The sequence below is a fragment of the Candidatus Tisiphia endosymbiont of Neophilaenus lineatus genome, from assembly GCF_964264975.1.
Taxonomy (GTDB): domain Bacteria; phylum Pseudomonadota; class Alphaproteobacteria; order Rickettsiales; family Rickettsiaceae; genus Tisiphia.
In genome coordinates this window covers 1,193,908-1,215,833 of the sequence record NZ_OZ183649.1, presented here as the reverse complement: position 1 = coordinate 1,215,833, position 21,926 = coordinate 1,193,908, and the positions used below count along the sequence as shown (strand labels likewise).

The 21,926-nt window shown below is 32.6% G+C and carries 23 protein-coding genes, 1 tRNA gene and 1 pseudogene; 17 read left to right on the top strand and 8 right to left on the bottom strand.

Annotated features, from left to right (window positions below):
• Nucleotides 1–49: 49 nt before the first annotated feature.
• The gene (locus tag ACFE3K_RS07015; RefSeq protein WP_375358779.1) at nucleotides 50–1,849 is read right to left on the bottom strand and encodes a Ulp1 family isopeptidase; all 1,800 of its coding nucleotides are present in this window, start codon (nucleotides 1,847–1,849) and stop codon (nucleotides 50–52) included.
• A 131-nt stretch (nucleotides 1,850–1,980) separates the two neighbouring features.
• On the opposite strand from ACFE3K_RS07015, the pseudogene ACFE3K_RS07010 reads away from it, so the two are divergent.
• The 12 genes and pseudogenes from ACFE3K_RS07010 to rimM form a co-directional block, all read left to right on the top strand.
• Nucleotides 1,981–2,289 (top strand): annotated as a pseudogene (locus ACFE3K_RS07010) (transposase); the annotation flags it as partial.
• A 214-nt stretch (nucleotides 2,290–2,503) separates the two neighbouring features.
• Nucleotides 2,504–2,713 carry a Fe-S cluster assembly protein IscX gene (gene iscX / locus ACFE3K_RS07005; protein ID WP_375358778.1) on the top strand — a complete coding sequence of 70 codons (210 nt, stop codon included), beginning with the start codon at nucleotides 2,504–2,506 and terminating at the stop codon, nucleotides 2,711–2,713.
• A 107-nt stretch (nucleotides 2,714–2,820) separates the two neighbouring features.
• Nucleotides 2,821–2,896: transfer RNA gene (locus ACFE3K_RS07000), tRNA-Val, on the top strand.
• 282 nt (nucleotides 2,897–3,178) lie between these two features.
• Entirely contained in the window at nucleotides 3,179–5,785 is a 2,607-nt protein-coding gene (locus ACFE3K_RS06995; protein WP_375358777.1) for an AsmA-like C-terminal region-containing protein, read from the top strand.
• 10 nt (nucleotides 5,786–5,795) lie between these two features.
• Nucleotides 5,796–7,040 carry an AmpG family muropeptide MFS transporter gene (locus tag ACFE3K_RS06990; protein WP_375358776.1) on the top strand — a complete coding sequence of 415 codons (1,245 nt, stop codon included), beginning with the start codon at nucleotides 5,796–5,798 and terminating at the stop codon, nucleotides 7,038–7,040.
• Nucleotides 7,041–7,044: 4 nt separating this feature from the next.
• The gene (locus ACFE3K_RS06985) at nucleotides 7,045–7,989 is read left to right on the top strand and encodes a D-alanyl-D-alanine carboxypeptidase family protein (protein ID WP_375358775.1); all 945 of its coding nucleotides are present in this window, start codon (nucleotides 7,045–7,047) and stop codon (nucleotides 7,987–7,989) included.
• Nucleotides 7,990–7,996: 7 nt separating this feature from the next.
• Nucleotides 7,997–8,209 (top strand): hypothetical protein, encoded by a 213-nt coding sequence (locus ACFE3K_RS06980; protein WP_375358774.1) that lies wholly within the window; start codon nucleotides 7,997–7,999, stop codon nucleotides 8,207–8,209.
• A 59-nt stretch (nucleotides 8,210–8,268) separates the two neighbouring features.
• A complete protein-coding gene (locus ACFE3K_RS06975) occupies nucleotides 8,269–8,718 on the top strand; it encodes a helix-turn-helix domain-containing protein (RefSeq protein ID WP_375358773.1) in 450 nt (149 codons plus the stop codon).
• Nucleotides 8,712–9,272 carry an IS630 family transposase gene (locus ACFE3K_RS06970; RefSeq protein WP_375358342.1) on the top strand — a complete coding sequence of 187 codons (561 nt, stop codon included), beginning with the start codon at nucleotides 8,712–8,714 and terminating at the stop codon, nucleotides 9,270–9,272. Before ACFE3K_RS06975 ends, ACFE3K_RS06970 begins: the two co-directional genes overlap by 7 nt.
• A complete protein-coding gene (gene elbB, locus ACFE3K_RS06965) occupies nucleotides 9,266–9,790 on the top strand; it encodes an isoprenoid biosynthesis glyoxalase ElbB (protein WP_375358772.1) in 525 nt (174 codons plus the stop codon). Before ACFE3K_RS06970 ends, elbB begins: the two co-directional genes overlap by 7 nt.
• A 142-nt stretch (nucleotides 9,791–9,932) precedes the next feature.
• Nucleotides 9,933–11,285 (top strand): MFS transporter, encoded by a 1,353-nt coding sequence (locus ACFE3K_RS06960; protein WP_375358771.1) that lies wholly within the window; start codon nucleotides 9,933–9,935, stop codon nucleotides 11,283–11,285.
• 3 nt (nucleotides 11,286–11,288) lie between these two features.
• The gene (gene rimM / locus ACFE3K_RS06955; RefSeq protein ID WP_375358770.1) at nucleotides 11,289–11,780 is read left to right on the top strand and encodes a ribosome maturation factor RimM; all 492 of its coding nucleotides are present in this window, start codon (nucleotides 11,289–11,291) and stop codon (nucleotides 11,778–11,780) included.
• A 9-nt stretch (nucleotides 11,781–11,789) separates the two neighbouring features.
• On the opposite strand, the gene typA is transcribed toward rimM, so the two are convergent.
• The gene (typA, locus tag ACFE3K_RS06950) at nucleotides 11,790–13,610 is read right to left on the bottom strand and encodes a translational GTPase TypA (RefSeq protein WP_375359514.1); all 1,821 of its coding nucleotides are present in this window, start codon (nucleotides 13,608–13,610) and stop codon (nucleotides 11,790–11,792) included.
• Nucleotides 13,611–13,831: 221 nt separating this feature from the next.
• On the opposite strand from typA, the gene ACFE3K_RS06945 reads away from it, so the two are divergent.
• Both ACFE3K_RS06945 and ACFE3K_RS06940 read left to right on the top strand, forming a co-directional pair.
• Nucleotides 13,832–14,035, top strand: a complete 204-nt coding sequence (locus ACFE3K_RS06945; protein WP_375358769.1) for a transposase — start codon at nucleotides 13,832–13,834, stop codon at nucleotides 14,033–14,035.
• 44 nt (nucleotides 14,036–14,079) lie between these two features.
• A complete protein-coding gene (locus tag ACFE3K_RS06940; RefSeq protein ID WP_375358768.1) occupies nucleotides 14,080–14,634 on the top strand; it encodes a helix-turn-helix domain-containing protein in 555 nt (184 codons plus the stop codon).
• On the opposite strand, the gene ACFE3K_RS06935 is transcribed toward ACFE3K_RS06940, so the two are convergent.
• Both ACFE3K_RS06935 and ACFE3K_RS06930 read right to left on the bottom strand, forming a co-directional pair.
• Nucleotides 14,544–15,134, bottom strand: coding sequence for an IS630 family transposase (locus tag ACFE3K_RS06935; protein WP_375358767.1), 591 nt, complete (start codon nucleotides 15,132–15,134; stop codon nucleotides 14,544–14,546). The two genes, ACFE3K_RS06940 and ACFE3K_RS06935, sit on opposite strands and share 91 nt — an antisense overlap.
• Nucleotides 15,128–15,628, bottom strand: a complete 501-nt coding sequence (locus ACFE3K_RS06930; protein ID WP_375358766.1) for a helix-turn-helix domain-containing protein — start codon at nucleotides 15,626–15,628, stop codon at nucleotides 15,128–15,130. Before ACFE3K_RS06930 ends, ACFE3K_RS06935 begins: the two co-directional genes overlap by 7 nt.
• A gap of 124 nt (nucleotides 15,629–15,752) precedes the next feature.
• Here ACFE3K_RS06930 and ACFE3K_RS06925 point away from each other — a divergent pair, with 124 nt between their 5' ends.
• Nucleotides 15,753–16,463, top strand: coding sequence for an IS6 family transposase (locus tag ACFE3K_RS06925; RefSeq protein WP_375358765.1), 711 nt, complete (start codon nucleotides 15,753–15,755; stop codon nucleotides 16,461–16,463).
• 178 nt (nucleotides 16,464–16,641) lie between these two features.
• Here the strand turns inward: ACFE3K_RS06925 and ACFE3K_RS06920 are convergent, their stop codons facing one another.
• From ACFE3K_RS06920 to ACFE3K_RS06905, 4 genes are all read right to left on the bottom strand, one after another.
• The gene (locus ACFE3K_RS06920; RefSeq protein ID WP_375358764.1) at nucleotides 16,642–17,352 is read right to left on the bottom strand and encodes a class II aldolase/adducin family protein; all 711 of its coding nucleotides are present in this window, start codon (nucleotides 17,350–17,352) and stop codon (nucleotides 16,642–16,644) included.
• Between the two features lie 16 nt (nucleotides 17,353–17,368).
• Nucleotides 17,369–18,535, bottom strand: coding sequence for a mechanosensitive ion channel family protein (locus ACFE3K_RS06915; RefSeq protein ID WP_375358763.1), 1,167 nt, complete (start codon nucleotides 18,533–18,535; stop codon nucleotides 17,369–17,371).
• 337 nt (nucleotides 18,536–18,872) lie between these two features.
• Nucleotides 18,873–19,433: an IS630 family transposase gene (locus ACFE3K_RS06910; protein ID WP_375358762.1), complete on the bottom strand. Its 561-nt coding sequence runs from the start codon at nucleotides 19,431–19,433 to the stop codon at nucleotides 18,873–18,875.
• Nucleotides 19,427–19,876, bottom strand: a complete 450-nt coding sequence (locus tag ACFE3K_RS06905) for a helix-turn-helix domain-containing protein (RefSeq protein WP_375358761.1) — start codon at nucleotides 19,874–19,876, stop codon at nucleotides 19,427–19,429. The genes ACFE3K_RS06910 and ACFE3K_RS06905 overlap by 7 nt, the downstream gene beginning before the upstream one ends.
• Nucleotides 19,877–20,047: 171 nt before the next feature.
• Here ACFE3K_RS06905 and lgt point away from each other — a divergent pair, with 171 nt between their 5' ends.
• Together lgt and ACFE3K_RS06895 are read left to right on the top strand one after the other, a co-directional pair.
• Entirely contained in the window at nucleotides 20,048–20,842 is a 795-nt protein-coding gene (gene lgt / locus ACFE3K_RS06900) for a prolipoprotein diacylglyceryl transferase (RefSeq protein ID WP_375359513.1), read from the top strand.
• The gene (locus tag ACFE3K_RS06895) at nucleotides 20,821–21,900 is read left to right on the top strand and encodes a class I SAM-dependent methyltransferase (protein ID WP_375358760.1); all 1,080 of its coding nucleotides are present in this window, start codon (nucleotides 20,821–20,823) and stop codon (nucleotides 21,898–21,900) included. Before lgt ends, ACFE3K_RS06895 begins: the two co-directional genes overlap by 22 nt.
• Nucleotides 21,901–21,926: the final 26 nt, after the last annotated feature.

The following is a 21,926-nucleotide window of genomic DNA, read 5'->3' as shown; positions in this document are numbered from 1 at the left end:
AAAAAGATAATTGCTATGCATCGTGACCCACGCGAATGACCCCAAAACTTTAATATCTGATAGGACGAACTGTAGGACGGCTATTGTGCCTAATAGAAGGAGGAGATGTAGTAGGACGAGATGGATAGGTATTTATTGATTCTCTAATGGTATTAGCTTTTTGCTTGGCTTTCTCAAGGTCTATTGTTTTTGCATGAGCTTGGCATAATGTTGTTCCTATGTTTTTAGATTCTTCAGTGGTAAGAATTGCCTCACCTTTTGCCATTTTAATTAAATTATCCACAACGAAAGCTCCACAATCTTTATCATTTTGTTGTTGCTCAGTCTGTAAATCTACTATTTTAGCATCAGGACAAACTTCTTTAACTATATTTACTAAATCCACTCTTGTATCTATATTTGTTCCCTTAGGATCATTATAGGTAAACACTATAGCCCCCTCCTTGTCTTTAGTGATTGCTAAACTAACCCAATGTTCGTGTCCAGTATTAAGGGGTATAATAACCGCTTCCTTGTTATTTTCTATTAAATCACTATACACAGCTCGATCAAGAGTGTACTTTAATAAACTTTCTTCTCCTATAGAAGCATGAGTAATAATAGAAACTTTTGTTTGATTTACAGATGCTTTTAATACATTGCCAATATCATCTTCGTCATATAAATAATCTAGTGCAGTTAATTTGCTACCTTCAGGCAATGAATGTTCTACCTTATTTTGTCTAGTTGATACTTCCCTTTCATCTGCCATTTGCTGAAGAGTACTGGTAATTCTTTTAGTATTTTCTTGTTTATACTCATTTAAATTTTCCTGCATATCCTTAATAGTTAAGCTATTGATTCCAAGAACAGTTTCCCTTTGCTTAACTTCAGCAATAATGTCAGCCCTTTTCCCATGACCTTGAGCTAATGGGATACAACCATTAGTCAAATTTTCAACCGAGACTCCTTGGATTACAGCATATTTAGCTTGTTTGGCAATATTCTGAAGCTTCAATGGATCAGATAGGTCAAAATATATATCAACAGGGTTTCTTTCCGTCATATTAATATCTTTCTTAAATTGTTCAGATAATTGTGACACGTAATGCTCTAGTTTTTTAGCACCACCAATTTTATCTTTTAAGATTTCTTCAACTTCTAGCTTAATACCTAATTGTTGATTTTGGTCGTTGATGCCAAATTTGGTCGTAATAATATTAGCCACATCCTCTACAGATGAAGGATTGCTGGCTACTATAACTCTAGTATTTCTGCCTAGTTCTTTTGTAGCAAGTATAACTTCAGTCAATCTTTCTTTATTAGGCAATTTCCCTGACACTAATATGTTAGGAGGTCTTTTTAGAATTTCCGACTCTACTAAATTTGTAACTGGGATATATGGAATGTAAGAAGTTCTTTTTTGTTCTACATGCCTATGAGTTATCGCATTATTTCGGTCGTTATCATTTGTAAAAAACACGTGATTGGCTTGTGTAAGAAGAGGTGACCAGTAGTTATAATATGGCAAAGTTTGATTATATGCATTATAATTACTAAAGGTAAAACAAGTTTGAATACCTGATTTTTTTAATGCTGCTAAATCATTTATATCAACTATAGGTTTTTCCATGTTTGAATTATATTGAATATTAAGTATAGGCGTTTCTCCTTGTTTAACTTCGTGCAATATTTCAATTATTATATTATCTTTATTTAGTTTGCCATTTTGAATGTTATATTTAAGCTCCCTAGTTGGTATGTTTAAGTAAGAATTAGCCACTATAATATTGCGCTGAGTCTCTTGACCTACATGACCATTAATATTAAATAACCTTACCTTATTTTCTTTTTTACCTGTTTTTGCCATATATACTCCAAAGCCCTCAATATCTAATTGACTATCATCTTAAACGAAAAAACAAATCTATACAAATCAATTATACTAATTGCAATAATTAACACCGTGTTAATTATTGCAATTAGTATAAATTCTTAGAAGAGCTTTCTCGCAGTATTCAAGGCAACCGACATATAGCTTTACTAACGGATAATGCAGGTTGGCACACAGCCAAAAAACTAACTGTGCCAAGCAATATCACTTTGATACCGCTTCCGCCCTATGCACCGGAACTTAATGCAATGGAACAAGTTTGGGAATGGATTAAAAATCATTTCTTGTCTAACCAATGTTATGGTGTATATGAAGATATCGTTACTATGGCTTGTTACGCTTGGAATCAACTTGCTCATAATGTAGATTTAGTAAAATCAATTATGTATAGAGATTGGATAAATACACCGTGTTAATTATTGCAATTGGTATTATATCTCTAAACCAGTATTGATGCATTTTACAGCCTCATTGTATTTTTTAAGTTAAATTTTACAGATATAGTTGCATAATAATCTCACCCCCTTTAATAATATAGTATATTTAAGCATGCACTAATATATTATTTAATTGGTAGAGGAATGGTTAGATGGTAATAGTAATGCCTATGGAAATAATTAGGTAAAAATAATGCATTGGCATGATGTTGACGAAATTGCTATAAGTTTAGAAAAAAATTATTCCGATGAGGATATATCTGAATTAACACTAAAAGATCTTGAGGACTTAATAAAATCATTAAGTGATTTTGATGACCACGAAATTGAAACAAATAAAGAAGTGTTAAAAGAAATTCTCGAAGCTTGGAAAGAGATTAAAGATAGTAATCTTGAAGATTAATATATACTCTTCTGCTTTGAAGGAGAGCTATAGAATCTAAATAATTTACAGAAATAACTTGATTTTTTTGGGGAGATAGGGCATTATCTGCGTTAAATTGAAAGAAAGGGCGGTTAGCTCAGTTGGTAGAGCATCCCGTTTACACCGGGACGGTCGGGAGTTCAAGTCTCTCATCGCCCACCATATATCTCTCGGATTTCAGGATTTTTATCATTGCAATAAAAAGTTTGTATTCCCGTCGCATGCCGTTTTTTCACTAAAGTTGCTGGAATACGACCACCAAAAAACTCTCTCTTTAACTAGTTTTTTGAGGGAGAAATTATTACAAAAGTGTTAAAATGCACACCTAGTCTGCTTACCCCTTGTTTGTTACCCCCATCATGTTAGATATTTATTATATAGTTTTTATTTTTAACGTTTTTGATATATACCTAGTAATATTGGTTCTTAGAAGATAATAATTTTATGATAAGAAAAGTAATTATATTTACTGTTATTGCTATTGCGTTGTTAGTATGTACTATATTAGTTGAGGTAAACTTTGTTGATTATACTTCTGCCAGTAATAGTCTTGTTAATGAATTAAAAATTTCTCCTCAGAATCTAAAAAAAATTAAAATAATTAAATTTCCCATACCTTATTTGATTATTGATCACATAAAAGAGGAAGGGAAATTAGAATTAGAAAATATAGAAATTCGCTTTGTCCCATGGTCATTATTAATTTTCAGACCAAGAATTAGTGCTGTAACCATATATAGTGCCACAATATATTCAGATGAACAAGATTTTGACATTATAAACCATGATAGGCTAGTTAGTTCATGTATAACAAATGATATAATGGATATAAATTTTAATGTTAAAAATCTGAGTATTCTAAATAAAAATAACCAACCTATTCTTACTTTAAATAATTGCTCTTTATTTAAAAATAACTCTATTGCTAATAGCACTTCATTCAAAGGGGATGGAGGATATGTAGGAAAATTATCTGGGTTTTTTGAGAAAAAGGCCAACCAAATAAATTTCGATCTTACTATCTCTAATAATGATTATAATTTTCATTTGCTAGAAACCTATATAGACTCCAAACTAATAAATGGCAAAGCAGAATATTTAATACAAAATTTAGCTGATATATTACATATTCTAGTGCCAGATTTAGATTCTTTATTTAGAAGATTTAATCAGAATGAAAAGGTAAATATAAAATTTGATATCTTACCTACTGGGCAACTGCTCAAGCTAGAAAATGTAACCATAGACTCTAATTCGCTTGTAGGTAATGGAGGGGTATATTTGAGCAGAAGTGACAATGTTACTAGTATAATAAAATTATATTTCTCTAAAATAGACGTAAAATCACTTATTACTTCATCAAACAATATTAACCAATTTAGTGATTCAGTTTTTGGATTCAGACTTATCTTTGATAATAAATCAATCATAACGAATGTTTTAGTTGACCAAATAATATTAGGTAACGATGAGATATTAAATAATACTAAACTTTCATTTAATTTAGATAAAGGGGTATTAGTGGTCAATGATTTTTCTGGTACAATAAAATCCGGAGGAAATTTTCAATTGATAGGTAATGTAACCCAAAACTCAGTACGAAGTATATTTGATGGCACAATTTACTTGCAATATAATGACCTTAATGCTGTATTGAATACTTTAGGTTACAAACAAGCAGCTAGTAAAAAACCTACAGCTTTTATTTTATCTTCAGATTTAAAACTAACTTTAATAGATGTCTATTTACAAAACCTTATGTTAAAAACTGACAACACTAAAGTTACAGGTAATATTACTGCTAGATTTATTGGTTCTATGCCGCATTTTATAGCGACCATTGACTTTTCTTCGATTGATTTAAATAGAGACGATTACCCGATAATCTCACCAATGATCAAATTTGCTAAAAGTTTGTCAGAGAATATGAAAGATGAATCATACTTAGCTAAATATATTCCGATTAGGACAGCTGATTATTTAGGTAATTTTGATATTACTATAAATGATCTGCTGATAGGAAATAATTCATTTGGCAAAGCATATATCTTAGCAAATGTCTCACCAGGTAATATTGGAATTAGTAATCTTGATATAAGAGGCAATAGTGATTACATCAATCTTAGTGCTAGTTTGTTAGCAAGTAACATTAAACCGCAACTAACAATTATAATAAATGATGGTTCTCTTAATGTTAACTTTTTAACCCTTAAATCTTTACTTAATCTGCGAAATAACTTATTGAATGAATTTGACGTAGAAAAAATAGAGTTAAAATTAAATTGTGCATTATCAAAAATAATTCAGAATGATCTAGTATTACACAATGTTAAACTTGCTTTAGCAAATAATAATGCTTTATTTAAGATTGATAACCTTGAAGCAAATCTACTTTCTGGTAAATTAAAAGCAGAAGGTAATATTTTATTAAATCCATATACTCTGAACTTTGTTTATGCACTTAATTCTATTGATTTAGCTCAATTATCTAATGTTTTGCCAAGAGGATTACTAGACAATTATGGTGGAATGAGCATAAATGGAACATTTGATACTCATGGCAATAGTTTAAAAGAATTATTGTATGAGCTTAACACTCAATCAGAATTTGTAGTAAAAAATGCCAAGATTAGTAACTTCTCTGTTGATTCATTGATAGAAAAAATTAATAATAAAGACTATAGTCTAAAGTATTTAAAAGATGATTTAGCAAAATCTATGTATCAAGGGCAAACTGCATTGAATAATTTGCATGGTAATCTTCAGTTAAAAAATGGAATAGTTACAATGAAAGACTTAGTATTTAATACAAAATATGCTAGCGGAGCTGCATCATTAGCTGTAAATATATATAATTTGGATATGGTATTATCTTCAATATTATCTTTTTATATAGCAGACTTAAATCCTAATCTAAATAATTCTAGTAATCAAAATACACCTATAAATCTTACAATAAAAACCTCAGGCACTATATTAGATACCATAAAAACGTCAGACGAGACTGAACTAAGAAAGGCTTTAGAGAACAGAAGGAAATCTACAAATTAAAGAAGAATAAATGTTATTATTAAGAATTTTAAAAGATTATAGACTATTCGAAATATTGGTTCTTGGGGCAATTAGTGGCATGCCACTAGCTATATTATTCACTAGCTTAGTTGCTTGGCTTAAAGATTCTAATATTGATATTGCAATTATTACCACTTTTGCCGTTGCAAGACTATCCTATTCGCTAAAAGTTTTTTGGTCTCCTTTGGTAGATTATTTTAATATACCATTATTAAAGAAATTTGGTCATAGAAAAAGTTGGCTGATACTTTGTACTATACTAATGTCTTTATTACTATTCACTATGAGTACAATTTTACCTAATGAATCATTAACTTTACTATATTTTCTTACTATTTGCCTTGGTTTCTTGTCAGCAACATTTGATATTAGTGTTGATGCACTTAGGATAGATAAATTTGATCAGGAAACCCAAGCTATAGCAAGTGCTACGGCAGTATTAGGCTATAGACTTGGCATGCTGATTACTGGAGCTGGGGCTTTATATTTTGCTGAAACCACAAGTGATTGGTCAGCTACATTTGTGGCTATGAGTATAATTTTTATTGTAGCAACAATTTTTATAATTACTGTCAATGAACCTACATTATTACGAGAAAATGTTGATATTTTATCTTTATTATCACTAACAAAAATAGTAATTAACCCTTTTAAGGACTTCTTTGTTAGGAAATATGCCGTTACTATTTTACTAGCAGTAATATTCTTTAAATTAGGTGATGCTATGCTTGCTGTAGTATCTATGCCATTTTATATGGAACTTGGTTATACAAAGGGACAGATAGCACTGATTACTAAATTTTATGGTGTACTAGCTACAGTTGCTGGGTCTTTTGCTGGCGGAATAGTGGTATACCGACTTGGAAATTTTAAAGGACTGATTATAACGGGAATTATACAGAGTATCACGCATTTCGCATTTATTTGGTTAAATCATCAACCAGTAAGTTCTGAATCTCTGTTTATTGCCATTACTATAGAAAATTTTGCTTCTGCTATGGGTATGACTGCACTTGTTGGATATATTAGCATATTGTGTAATAAACAATATTCTGCATCGCAATATGCTTTACTCAGCAGTAGTAGTACTTTATTTAATAACACAGTCACCATTTATGGTGGTAGCCTAGTAAAAATGTTGGGTTGGGATAATTTTTTCATCTTAACAATAATTCTAGCCTTGCCAGGACTTATAATATTGTTCTATCTTAATAAAAAGATTTCTAAAACGTAAAATTATGTTAATACGATTATTGCTATTTTTTACTTGCGTAATAACATTCAGTACAAACCTAAATCCTGTTTATGCTGCAAAAAAGCTTGTGTCTTCGCCAACTCAGACAAGTCTTGTCGTAGATTATAATACTGGTAGGATACTGCACGATAAAAATTCTACTACTAGAATATATCCTGCTTCATTGACAAAATTAATGACCTTGTATTTGTTATTTGAAGCGTTAGAATCTGGCAGGTTATCAATGAATCAAAGATTATATGTTTCAAAAAACGCAGAGAAAATGTTGCCCTGCAAATTAGGGCTTAAAGAAAAAGAAACTATTACTGTAAAAGAAGCTATTTTCGGGCTAATTATTAGATCAGCAAACGATGTAGCTATGGTAGTAGCTGAAAATATTAAAGGTACTGAAGAAAATTTTGCTCGTTTGATGAATATTCGTGCTAAACAGCTTGGTATGAAAGATACTTATTTTAAAAATGCTTCAGGATGGCATCATCCTTATCAGAAAACTACGACCCGAGATCTTGCTAAACTAGCTATAGGTATTAAGCGAGATTTCCCTAAATATTATGCTTTCTTCTCTAGAAACAACTTTGTTTTTAGAGGCAATATTGTACGAGGACATAATAAAGTAAATGAAACTTATGAAGGAGTTGAAGGGTTGAAAACTGGATATACCACTCCAGCCGGCTATAACTTGATTACTGCAGCAACTAGACAAAATAAATCTTTGGTTGCTATTGTTACTGGTGGTAAATCTGCTGAGTCTAGAAATATGCAAATGGTAAAACTATTAGATACCCATTTTGACCAGCCTAGAAATAATAGGACTATGGTTGATAAATTGATAATCAAGACAACAGTACCATCAAGAACATATAGTAAGAAAACAAAATCAACTAAAGTTGCTACAAATCTTAAAGTAAAAAACAGAAAAAAACTATAGCAATATTATGAAAAATGTTGCTGTAATTATTTCAGGTTGTGGATATTTAGATGGGGCTGAAATCTTTGAAACAGTTTTTACACTATTGGAACTTGATAAGCATAATGTAAATGTAAAAATTTTTGCTCCTAATAAAAATCAACATCATGTGATCAACCATCTAATACTAATTGCAATAATGAACACGGTGTTAAAAAATGGGTTTTTAACTGATAAATAGGTACTCAAATAGCTAGGTTAATATTACCGCAAGGTTTTGAAGGTCATGATTTTATAAAAATGATGAAACATGAGCCGCATGGTCGAAATCGTATACGTTTATTGGCGATGTATCACCTTCAATTAGGCAAATCTTTTAAAGCCATATCTGAAATAGTGAAGTCACACTGGAAAACTGTGCAATCATCGCTCAGAAGATTTAGGAATCATGGTTTTGAAGGATTATTTGAATCACAAAGAAGCGGTGCCCCTAGGAAGATTAACAGTATACAAGAGTCTGCTATTTTTGATAAAATCAATACGCTCAGTGAAAGTAAAACTGGTGGGTATATAACTGGAAAGGAGCTACATATCATGTTAGTTGAGGAATATGGTGCTAAATGTGCTTTAAAAACAGTCTACAATACTATACACCGCCTTGGTTTGAGCTGGATTACTTCTCGTTCAATGCATCCAAAATCAAATCAAGAGACTCAAAATAGATATAAAAAAACTTTCCAGACATGTTAACAAAATTATTAGCAAAAAATATCGATAGATGTAAAGTTGATATATGGTCTCAGGATGAAACTAGAGTTGGGCAACAAGGTAGCTTAACTCGTATATGGGCTAAGCGTGGCACTAGACCCCGTAAAGTTCGGCAACAGCAATTTATTTCAACATATATTTACGGAGCTGCTTGCCATGAGACAGGAGAAGCTTGTGCATTAATTTTACCATATGCAAACACACAGGCAATGAATAAATTCTTAGAAGAGCTTTCTCGCAGTATTCAAGGCAACCGACATATAGCTTTACTAACGGATAATGCAGGTTGGCACACAGCCAAAAAACTAACTGTGCCAAGCAATATCACTTTGATACCGCTTCCGCCCTATGCACCGGAACTTAATGCAATGGAACAAGTTTGGGAATGGATCAAAAATCATTTCTTGTCTAACCAATGTTATGGTGTATATGAAGATATCGTTACTATGGCTTGTTACGCTTGGAATCAACTTGCTCATAATGTAGATTTAGTAAAATCAATTATGTATAGAGATTGGATAAATACACCGTGTTAATTATTGCAATTGGTATAACTCAAGAAAAAATGTTAGAGGAGCGTAATATATTAGTTGAATCAGCACGCATTGCTCGTGGTAAAATTCAACCATTAAATCAAATACGTGCTGAAGACTTTGATGCTTTAATATTACCGGGTGGGTTTGGTGCTGCACTAAATTTGTCTGATATAGGACTTAAAAATGAAAATGCTACAGTACCAAAAGACTTACAGGAAATAATAGTAGGCTTCTATAATTTATCAAAACCAATTGGAGCTATATGTATTGCTCCTGCTTTACTTGCTATAGTCTTAAGAAATCATACAAAAATTAAGGTTACCCTTGGAGAATCAAATGATCTGATACATAAGCTAGGAGCAACAGGAGAAACTTGTAATGCTCAAGATATAGTCGTGGACGAAGATAATAGATTGGTTACTACTTCTGCTTTTATGTTAAATTCTCCTTTAGCACAAATACATAAAGGTATTAAGGGTTTAGTAATTAAAGTGCTGCAAATGTGTACTAATATCTGAACGATAATAGATTAAAATATATTCGTAGAAGCACTTCAAGAATGCATTTTTCTAAAGAACTTAAATTATTCTAGCCAGTTTTGGATTAAAATTAAAAATTTTAATCCAAAACTAAGGTTAAATAAGGAAGATATAGGTCAATATGAATAGATTAATACAAGCAGATGGGGTATCTCAAACTTGTCTAACTAGAGAACAAAAAGAGGCTGTCGGATTACTTTCAATCGGTACATTTCTAGAGTATTTTGATCTGATGCTCTATATACATATGGCTGTAATTCTTAATGAGCTTTTTTTCCCGAAATATGATCCCCATGCAGCACAATTACTTTCAGCCTTTACTTTTTGTACCACATATTTATTAAGACCTATTGGGGCGTTAATTTTTGGATGGATTGGTTATACTATAGGATGTAAAGTAACTGTTATTATTACCACTTTTATGATGGCATTTTCTTGTATTATTATTGCTAGTTTGCCAGCTTATGCTGAAATAGGTATTACTGCTGCTGTGGTTGTATCAATATGTCGTATTATGCAAGGTATGAGTTCCATGGGAGAAAGGATAGGGGCAAAATTATATTTGACTGAAACTATAAAACGTCCTCAACAATATATGTCTGTAGCATTAATAAGTTTTTTTGCTGTATTAGGGGCAACCTTTGCTTTGGGCGTTGCATTTATTTCTACCTCTTACAACTTCAATTGGCGTTATGCTTTTTGGTTTGGTGCATTGGTTGCGTTAGTCGGTTCATTAGCTAGAACAACTCTACGAGAAACACCAGAATTTGCTGACGCAAAACGACGAATGAAAAGAATTTTTGCAGATATTAATGAGAATTCTAGTATATTGGAAAAGAATCCTATTTGGACAGAAAAAGTTAATAAAACAACAACTTTATCTTTGTTTTTAATATTTTGTTCTTGGCCAGTATGTTTTTATTTAACATTTATTCATTGCGGAGAGATTCTTAGAAATAATTTTGGTTATACGGCTGAACAAGTTATCTATCAAAATTTCTTTGTTGCAATAGTAAAAATGTTAGGGAATTTATCATTGATATATTTAGGTTATTACGTGTACCCCCTAATGATTTTAAAAATTAGAATGGTAATTTTTTGGGTTCTTATTCTAGTTTGCCTATACTTATTGATTCATGCTAGAACACCTTTTGATATTTTTCTGTTCCAAGCATTTATTATATTGATTATACCTGGTTTAACACCAGCCCATTCAATTTTATTTACATATTTCCCTGTTTTTAAACGCTTCACATATGTTAGTTTTTTATATGCTATATCTAATACTATTATGTATATTATCACATCTTTTGGGTTTATTTATTTAACAAAATATTTAGGTAATTATGGATTGCTGATTATTATAATTCCAGTCATGATAGGATATAGCTTTGGCATATTTCATTTTGAAAAATTAGAGAAAGCAGCTGGAAACTATCCAAAAAAGAAAAAATGGTTTCTCTTAATGAATTAGGTTGTGTCTATTAAAAAAGATTTAATTTTTGTTGGTGTAGTATCATCAGCACACGGAATGCAGGGTAATGTTTACGTCAAATCTTTTACTATGCCAAATACTAATATCATTAAAATGAATTTGGTGGATGAATTAGGAAAAAAAATTATCCTTAAACTCATTAGTCAAAATTCTAAAGGTGATATAATATGTAGGTTTAACAAAATTAATAATAGGACATTAGCTGAAGAGTTGAAGGGATGTAAGCTTTTTTGTCATAGGCGTGATTTCCCTTCATTAAGTGAAGATGAATTTTATATTGAAGACTTAAGAGGCTTACTGGTACTAGATACCAATTTGGTGGCTATAGGAAAGATTCAAAATGTTTTTAATTTTAAAGCAGGTGATATCATTGAAATCGAGTTTGTCAGCAATAAAAAAGTAGAACTATTTCCTTTTAACAAGCAATTTTTCCCAGTAGTGACGAAAGAGCATGCTATTTTAGCAAAGATTTGACTATAGCAATTAGTCCTCGTTACGTCGGTCTGATCTCTTTCGGTCATTAGGGTTTAATACTGCCTTACGAAGCCGGATTGATTTAGGAGTAACTTCTACTCTTTCATCATTTTGGATATAGCTGATAGATTGTTCTAATGTCATAATGACTGGTGGGATAAGACGCATAGCTTCATCTTTGCCAGAAGCTCTGACATTTGATAATTGTTTGGCTTTCAGAGGATTTACCTCTAGGTCATTATCCCGATTATGTTCGCCTATAATCATTCCCTGGTATACTAGTTCATTAGGGTTTATAAACATTTTTCCACGCTCTTCAAGATTCCATAGAGCATAAGCAACAGATTCACCATCCCCATTAGAAATTAATACTCCATTACGTCTTCCTTCAATAACCCCTTTATATGGACCATAACTATGAAAAACACGGTTCATAACACCTGTACCTCGAGTTTCGGTTAGAAACTGACCGTGGTAACCAATAAGACCGCGTGATGGACCTAAGAATGTGACTCTAGTTTTACCGCCACCAGATGGACGCATATCAGTCATTTCTGCTTTACGTATTGCCAAGGATTTAACAACAACTCCAACAAAATCATCATCAATATCAACTTGGATTTCTTCAATTGGTTCTAATCTTTTTCCCTGTTCATCCTCTTTGAATAATACACGTGGTCTGCTGATTGATAGTTCAAAACCTTCACGTCGCATAGTTTCAATTAATATTCCTAATTGTAACTCACCACGACCTGCAACTTGAAAAGCATCTTTTTCTTCAGTTTGACTGACATGTATTGCCACATTACTTTCGATCTCTCTCATCAATCTATCACCTAAAACTCGTGATGTAAGCTTTGATCCTTCCCGTCCAGCAAGAGGAGAATCATTTACTCCAAAGGTCATAGATAATGTTGGGGGATCTATAGGTAAGGAAGGGAGTGCTAGCATTATTTCAGGGTCACAGATAGTATCAGCTACCGTAGCTTTTTGGATTCCAGCAATAGCAATGATATCCCCTGCATATGCTACATCGACAGCTACACGTTCCAATCCTCGGAATGATAGTATTTTACTTATTCTAGCATTTTCAATTACCATATTATCGCGATTAAGTACTTTAACATTTTGGTTGATCTTAACCGTACCGCTCTGCACTAGACCGGTAAATACACGACCAAAATATGAGTTATATTCTCTAGTAGTAACAAGCATAGAAAAGGGAAGACTGCTATCAGAAACAGGAGCAGGTACATGAGATACTATCAAATCAAAAAGAGGAGAAAGGTCTTTTTGCTCATCTTCTAGATGACGCGATGCCCAACCACTACGTCCCGAAGCGTAGATAATTGGGAAGTCTAGTTGTTCATTAGTTGCTTCTAATGCCATAAATAATTCAAATACTTCATCAACTACTTCACTTACTCTTCTATCAGGACGGTCGATTTTATTGATAACAACAATTGGTTTCAAACCAAGTTTTAGAGCTTTTGACAACACAAATTTTGTCTGAGGCATTGTACCTTCAGAAGAATCAACTAGTAATACAACTCCATCTACCATAGTAAGAATGCGTTCTACCTCACCACCAAAATCAGCGTGACCAGGAGTATCAACTATATTGATACAGATATTTTTCCACATAAGGGAGGTACATTTAGCTAAAATAGTTATACCACGTTCGCGTTCAAGGTCATTTGAATCCATAGCACGTTCTGCTACCGCTTGGTTTTCTCGGAAAGTCCCACTTTGTTTAAGCATATTATCAACTAGAGTAGTTTTACCATGATCAACGTGGGCGATAATGGCAATATTGCGAATAGCAAGCATCAAAAACCTTTAATATATTTTTAGATGTGCATTATAGAGCAAAATATATCAAATTGGAATAGAGTTCTTGTGTTATAGTGAATTCAGTTGAATTAGCAACAACGTTGCTCCTCGCTTGCTAGGTTCTGTTGACAAAAATTATAGTTAGGCAAGAGGAATAAAAAGTTGCCATAGTAAGAAGAAATGGTAGTTTCTAGTTATCAAAAAAAGGAACTACCAATGTGAAGTATTACATAGAAGAACAAGCATGGGAAGTAATTTCATCATTTTTTAATGAAAGAAATGGTATACACAACAAGAATGAAGAAAAAATGAGACATTTTATTGAAGCAATATGGTTTATTGTTAGAACAGGTTGCCAATGGCGTCTTCTAGCTGATGATTATGGTTGTTGGTACAGTATTTATACCAATTGCAATAATTAACGCAGTGGTCTAAGATGGGTTTTTAACTGATAAAAGGTACTCAAATGGCTAGGTTAATATTACCACAAGGTTTTCATGGTCATGATTTTATAAAAATGATGAAACATGAGCCGCATGGTCGAAATCGTATACGTTTATTGGCGATGTATCACCTTCAATTAGGCAAATCTTTTAAAGCCATATCTGAAATAGTGAAGTCACACTGGAAAACCGTGCAATCATCGCTCAGAAGATTGAGGAATCATGGTTTTGAAGGATTATTTGAATCACAAAGAAGCGGTGCCCCTAGGAAGATTAACACTATACAAGAATCTGCTCTTTTTGATAAAATCAATACGCTCAGTAAAAGTAAAACTGGTGGGTATATAACTGGAAAAGAGCTACATATCATGTTACTTGAGGAATATGGTGCTAAATGTGCTTTAAAAACAGTCTACAATACTATGCACCGCCTTGGTTTTAGCTGGATTACTTCTCGTTCAATGCATCCAAAGTCAAATCAAGAGACTCAAAATACATATAATACCAATTGCAATAATGAACACGGTATATTTATCCAATCTCTATACATAATTGATTTTACTAAATCTACATTATGAGCAAGTTGATTCCAAGCGTAACAAGCCATAGTAACGATATCTTCATATACACCATAACATTGGTTAGACAAGAAATGATTTTTAATCCATTCCCAAACTTGTTCCATTGCATTAAGTTCCGGTGCATAGGGCGGAAGCGGTATCAAAGTGATATTGCTTGGCACAGTTAGTTTTTTGGCTGTGTGCCAACCTGCATTATCCGTTAGTAAAGCTATATGTCGGTTGCCTTGAATACTGCGAGAAAGCTCTTCTAAGAATTTATTCATTGCCTGTGTGTTTGCATATGGTAAAATTAATGCACAAGCTTCTCCTGTCTCATGGCAAGCAGCTCCGTAAATATATGTTGAAATAAATTGCTGTTGCCGAACTTTACGGGGTCTAGTGCCACGCTTAGCCCATATACGAGTTAAGCTACCTTGTTGCCCAACTCTAGTTTCATCCTGAGACCATATATCAACTTTACATCTATCGATATTTTTTGCTAATAATTTTGTTAACATGTCTGGAAAGTTTTTTTATATCTATTTTGAGTCTCTTGATTTGATTTTGGATGCATTGAACGAGAAGTAATCCAGCTAAAACCAAGGCGGTGCATAGTATTGTAGACTGTTTTTAAAGCACATTTAGCACCATATTCCTCAAGTAACATGATATGTAGCTCTTTTCCAGTTATATACCCACCAGTTTTACTTTTACTGAGCGTATTGATTTTATCAAAAAGAGCAGATTCTTGTATAGTGTTAATCTTCCTAGGGGCACCGCTTCTTTGTGATTCAAATAATTCTTCAAAACCATGATTCCTAAATCTTCTGAGCCATGATTGCATGGTTTTCCAGTGTGACTTCACTATTTCAGATATGGCTTTAAAAGATTTGCCTAATTGAAGGTGATACATCGCCAATAAACGTATACGATTTCGACCATGCGGCTCATGTTTCATCATTTTTATAAAATCATGACCATGAAAACCTTGTGGTAATATTAACCTAGCCATTTGAGTACCTTTTATCAGTTAAAAAGGCACCGTCAAGTTAAGAGAAATGTAAATTAAGTATTGAGCAAATGTAGGGAATAATTTATGGATTATCAGTGACAATTGTTACCTAAATTTCAGTGCTATGTGTATTATTCAATCCCCAAAGAGACATCGTTTTCCAGTAATCATTATTAGCTATGCAGTATGGTTATATCATCGATTCAATAATAGTTACAGAGATGTACAAGAACAGATGGCCTATCGAGGTATTATTTTAAGTCATGAGACAGTAAGATTTTGGTGCAATAAATTTGCGGTTTATTTTCAAGATGTTATCAGAAAGCGAGAGAGGAAACCAACTGATAAATGGCATTTAGATGAGATGAATATTAAGATTAAAGGCGAGGTATTTATATTATGGAGAGCTGTTGACTCTGAGGGGCATGAATTAGAAGTATTACTGCAGAAGCGTCGTAACAAAAAATCAGCTATTCGTTTTTTATCAAAATTATTGGGTCATTATCCAGCTCCAAGAGTAATTGTTACTGATAAGCTCAGAAGTTACATTAAGCCGATTAAGCTTATGTGCCCTAAAACTGAGCATCGCACTCATAAAAGACTAAATAATCGTGTTGAGAATGCTCATCAACCAACTAGGCGCAACGAGAAGATATTAATTAAATTTAAGCATCCTAATTCAGCCCACTGTAAATTATCACTGATGGGAAAAGTCAGAAATATATTTGCCGTAAATGTTGGAAGATATAGTAAAACAGCAATTGAGCAAAGAATTGCATTTGCATCAGCTAAATCCATTTTGGACGAAGCCACTCAAAGACTTCTTGCTGCCTGAAATCTAAAAATATAGCTCTTTTTGATACTATTTTACTTAACTTGACGGTGCCTCTACTTCTGTTGGTGATTTGTACGTGATACCGGTACTCTGCTCCTCACGTATATTCAAGTATGCTACGGTTCAAGGTGAAGTGTCTCCTTCAAACCCTTGCACATAAGTGAGTTTCGAAAGAAGTCTATTGCTTGCCGCAAACCGTCTTAAGTAAGTTAAGCCAAGCAATCCAGTCACGTTTACCTAAATCTTCTTCAAATGATAATAAATCTTGCACCGATTTTCTACAAGTTTCTTGAGATGGTATGATTAACTCCTGATTTGTGGAACATGCTAAACATTGGGTTTTACATGCTTGCTCTAAATGATAAGTATAAAACATAGCTTCATGTATTGTCCTACCACATACTAATATTCCGTGATTACGTAGAAACATAACATAATTTTGCCCGAGATCATCAAGCATTTTATTACTGTGATTAGACGTAAGTATAAGAGAGTTATATTCATGATAAGATAGTCTTTCATAAAAATGCAGTGCCCACTGACTTATTGGCATTAATCCTACTCGCATAGATGATACAGCAACAGTTGCAGGAGTATGCAAATGAAAGATAGATGAAATATCCTCTCTTGCTTTATAGATATTACCGTGAGTAACATAACCGGTTTCATTGTAACTATATTCGCTACCCTCTAAAACTGTTCCATCCAAACTAACTTGCAGTAAATTATCGCTAGTTACTTCCTCAAACCTTAAGCCAAAAGGATAAATATAGTAAAAATCAGCTCCTTTAGGCCTTGCCGATAGATGAGTATATGTATGATCGTCTAAGCCCAAAATTGCAAGAATTTGGTAGGCAGAAATTAAATTAGATTTGATTTCTGAAGTCATTATTATATCATTTTAGTTAATTACTATTTTGAAATATTTTTAATTTGAATTCAGGTAGCACTGCAAACAAATGATCAAAAATATCTGATTGAATATCTTCATATATACCCTTCCTTATTTCATGAGTAAAGACATATAACTCTATTGGTAAACCATGAGGAGTTGCAGGCAGCTGACGTACTAGAAATGTAAAATCTTGTTGACATATCATCGGGTGATTTCTCAAATATTCTTTTACATACAGTCTAAATATTTTGATATTTGTTACATAGTCACCTAGCTGTTCCAAACTCACTTGATCCATTGCTTCTTTTGTTAAATATGGTGATTTTGTCAATTCTTGTATAAAAGATACAGTTGAGACCAATGCAATAGTATTTATGTCAATACAGATTGGTCCCTGAATTTTTTTTGCCATTGAGTCAGTTATACCACGCGAGTTTACTACATTAGTTGTTAAAAGACTAGAAGTGGGTATTGTCGAAATAGTTTGATCACTATTCCTAATTTTAACGGATGTAATAGTAATTTTCTCTACAGTACCTTCAACATTATACTGGCTAATATTAACAAAATCGCCAATTCGTATTATATCCTGCGAAATTAGCTGTAAGCTTGATAGTAAAGCCACAACAGTGTCCTTAAACAGAAAGGTTAACAACGCTGCTGCTGCTCCTAAGCTAGTAAAAAATGTGCTAAGGGAAACATTTAGAATATTGGAAATAATTATAATGGTAGCAATAGAAATAATAAATATTTTCAATATTTGAGTGTATAAACTTAAATAGGATTGGATAGAAATTGTTAGTCTATTTCGATAAATATCTGCAAAAGTATCGATAAGAGATAAGATTAGCATTGTAACGAAACCACCTGTATAGAGGATTATCGCGATATTCTTGATGCCAATTATCCAAGGTAAAGTAGGAAATGACTGTAAGATATTGCCCCAAAATATAATGTATAAAGCTAGTAATGTATGTAATAAATAGGTGTATATAGAATATTTTTTAAATATTATTTCATAATCATGATGCCATTGATCAATATATTTTTTGATCATTGAAAAGATTATTGTTTTAATAAAAATAATCAATGGAATGATCGAAGCTATCATAGTTATTAACATTAAAATCTCTTTATCATATTTACGATCAAGATCCAATAAATATTGTACTGTCATATAAGCCAACCTTTTTGTTAAAGATAGATAACATTAATTAGGTATAAAAATAATTATTTTTATACCTGATTCTTGTAGTATACAATAATTATAATGTACACTAAGCATTATAATGAATATTTTATAAAAAAGATTATATTTGACTAAATATAATATCTATTTAAGTGGTAGTTAATAGACTTACTGCATAAGTCAATCTAGTTGGTGATTTTGTCGTCGAAACTCGCCTCCGCTCCTCACGTACGTCTTTGTACGCTGCGGTGCTCGGCTTCGTTTCTCCTAAAAATCCCTCAATTATCTTTGATTTATGCAGCAAGTCTAATACCAATTGCAATAATTAACACGGTGTATTTATCCAATCTCTATACATAATTGATTTTACTAAATCTACATTATGAGCAAGTTGATTCCAAGCGTAACAAGCCATAGTAACGATATCTTCATATACACCATAACATTGGTTAGACAAGAAATGATTTTTAATCCATTCCCAAACTTGTTCCATTGCATTAAGTTCCGGTGCATAGGGCGGAAGCGGTATCAAAGTGATATTGCTTGGCACAGTTAGTTTTTTGGCTGTGTGCCAACCTGCATTATCCGTTAGTAAAGCTATATGTCGGTTGCCTTGAATACTGCGAGAAAGCTCTTCTAAGAATTTATTCATTGCCTGTGTGTTTGCATATGGTAAAATTAATGCACAAGCTTCTCCTGTCTCATGGCAAGCAGCTCCGTAAATATATGTTGAAATAAATTGCTGTTGCCGAACTTTACGGGGTCTAGTGCCACGCTTAGCACATATACGAGTTAAGCTACCTTGTTGCCCAACTCTAGTTTCATCCTGAGACCATATATCAACTTTACATCTATCGATATTTTTTGCTAATAATTTTGTTAACATGTCTGGAAAGTTTTTTTATATCTATTTTGAGTCTCTTGATTTGATTTTGGATGCATTGAACGAGAAGTAATCCAGCTCAAACCAAGGCGGTGCATAGTATTGTAGACTGTTTTTAAAGCACATTTAGCACCATATTCCTCAACTAACATGATATGTAGCTCCTTTCCAGTTATATACCCACCAGTTTTACTTTCACTGAGCGTATTGATTTTATCAAAAATAGCAGACTCTTGTATACTGTTAATCTTCCTAGGGGCACCGCTTCTTTGTGATTCAAATAATCCTTCAAAACCATGATGCCTAAATCTTCTGAGCGATGATTGCACAGTTTTCCAGTGTGACTTCACTATTTCAGATATGGCTTTAAAAGATTTGCCTAATTGAAGGTGATACATCGCCAATAAACGTATACGATTTCGACCATGCGGCTCATGTGTCATCATTTTTATAAAATCATGACCTTCAAAACCTTGCGGTAATATTAACCTAGCTATTTGAGTACCTATTTATCAGTTAAAAACCCATTTTATAACACCGTGTTAATTATTGCAATTAGTATAATGTTTCTTCTCCGATTGCTTGCAATCGATAAAGCTTGCGTATATAATGACCGTATGACCTTTCCAAATATCAATCCTGTTATTTTCTCTATTGGACCATTTAGCGTTTATTGGTACTCCATGGCTTATGTTTTTGGCGTAATATTTGGGTGGTTCTATGCTTATAGCATTATAAAAAGATTTGAAGTTAGTGTTACCACGGAAGACTTCGAAAATTTTATTACTTGGGTTGTTTTAGGCATTGTAATAGGTGCTAGATTAGGTCAGGTGGCACTATATGATCCGATTAAATATTTTTCTAATCCTATTAGCATTTTAAAGACCTATGAGGGTGGTATGTCCTTTCATGGCGGCATTATTGGTATAGCTGTATCTTGCTATTTTTTCTGCCACAAATATAAAATTAAATTCTTTTGCCTAGGTGATATATTAGCTACAGTTGGTCCTATCGGTTTATTTTTAGGTAGAATAGCTAATTTTATTAATGGCGAATTATATGGCAGAGTGACTACAATGCCTTGGGGAATGATCTTTCCAAATAGTGACTTACAAATAAGACATCCTAGCCAACTCTATGAGGCATTTTTTGAAGGAATTATATTATTTTTAATTCTAGCTTATGCTACTTTTAGATATAAAAGCATAAAAATCTATGGTTTGAATTCTGCTATATTTCTAATATTCTATTCGGTGTTTCGAATTATTATAGAAATGTTTCGTGAACCAGAAGATTGTTATACAAGTCTTATTTTTAATAATGTAACTGTAGGGCAAATTTTATCATTACCGATGCTAATAGTAGGAATCTATTTAATAATACGAATTAAATGCCAATCGACTCCAAAATAAGAAAACTTATTGAGCAGAATGGTAGTATTAAGCTTGATGAAATGATGCTTCAAGTAACGTCCGTATCCCCTTCTTCCTATTATCAAAAACAAAACAAATTAGGTTGTTTAGGAGATTTTACCACAGCTCCGGAAATCTCCCAACTTTTTGGTGAAATGATAGCTTTATGGGCTATTGACCAATGGTATAAAATGGATTGTCCTCAAAAAACTAATTTAGTTGAGCTAGGTCCTGGGCAGGGAGTATTAATGCGGGATTTGCTCAATGTTGCTAAATTAGTTCCAGAATTTTACCAATCTCTCTCAATAGAATTAATTGATATTAATCCCCATTTCATCAAGAAACAACAAACAAACCTAAAGATGGCGGGTTTACCTATCAAACACCATACAGCAGTACAATATATCTCTAAAATTCCTTCTATTATAATAGCTAACGAATTTTTTGACGCTATGCCAATCAAGCAATATATTAACGCTAAAGAACTTTGGTATGAATCAACACTTATTATTGACCCAGCTGATGGTAAAATTAAATTCAATAAAATAGAAGTTAGTAAGGAATTGCAATGTTATCTGCTGCAAGAACACTCAAACGCACGTGATGGGGCAGTGATAGAAGAATCACCTAAATCATTAGAAATTATAAAATTTATCAGCCATCATATCATGAAATTTGGTGGGGCAAGCTTGGTTATAGATTATGGTTATGATATAGATCCAATAAAAAGGACGCGTAACCAATATAATCCTACCTTACAAGCAATAAAAAATCATAAATATTATCCTCTGCTTGAAACTTTAGGGGAAGCAGATTTATCAGCTCATGTTGACTTTTATGCCTTAAAAACAGTAAGCATCAATATAGGAGTAAATGTTTATGGTTCAATAACACAGCGTGACTTTTTGATTAATAATGGTATATTATTACGAAGTAAACTATTGCAAAATAAATTACCTATTATAGAAGCAAATATAATAGCAAAACAAGTTGATAGGCTAATCGCTCCCAATAAAATGGGACTATTGTTTAAAGTATTATGCCTTGTACAGAAGTAAGGTATAATTCCTATAATAACCTCAAG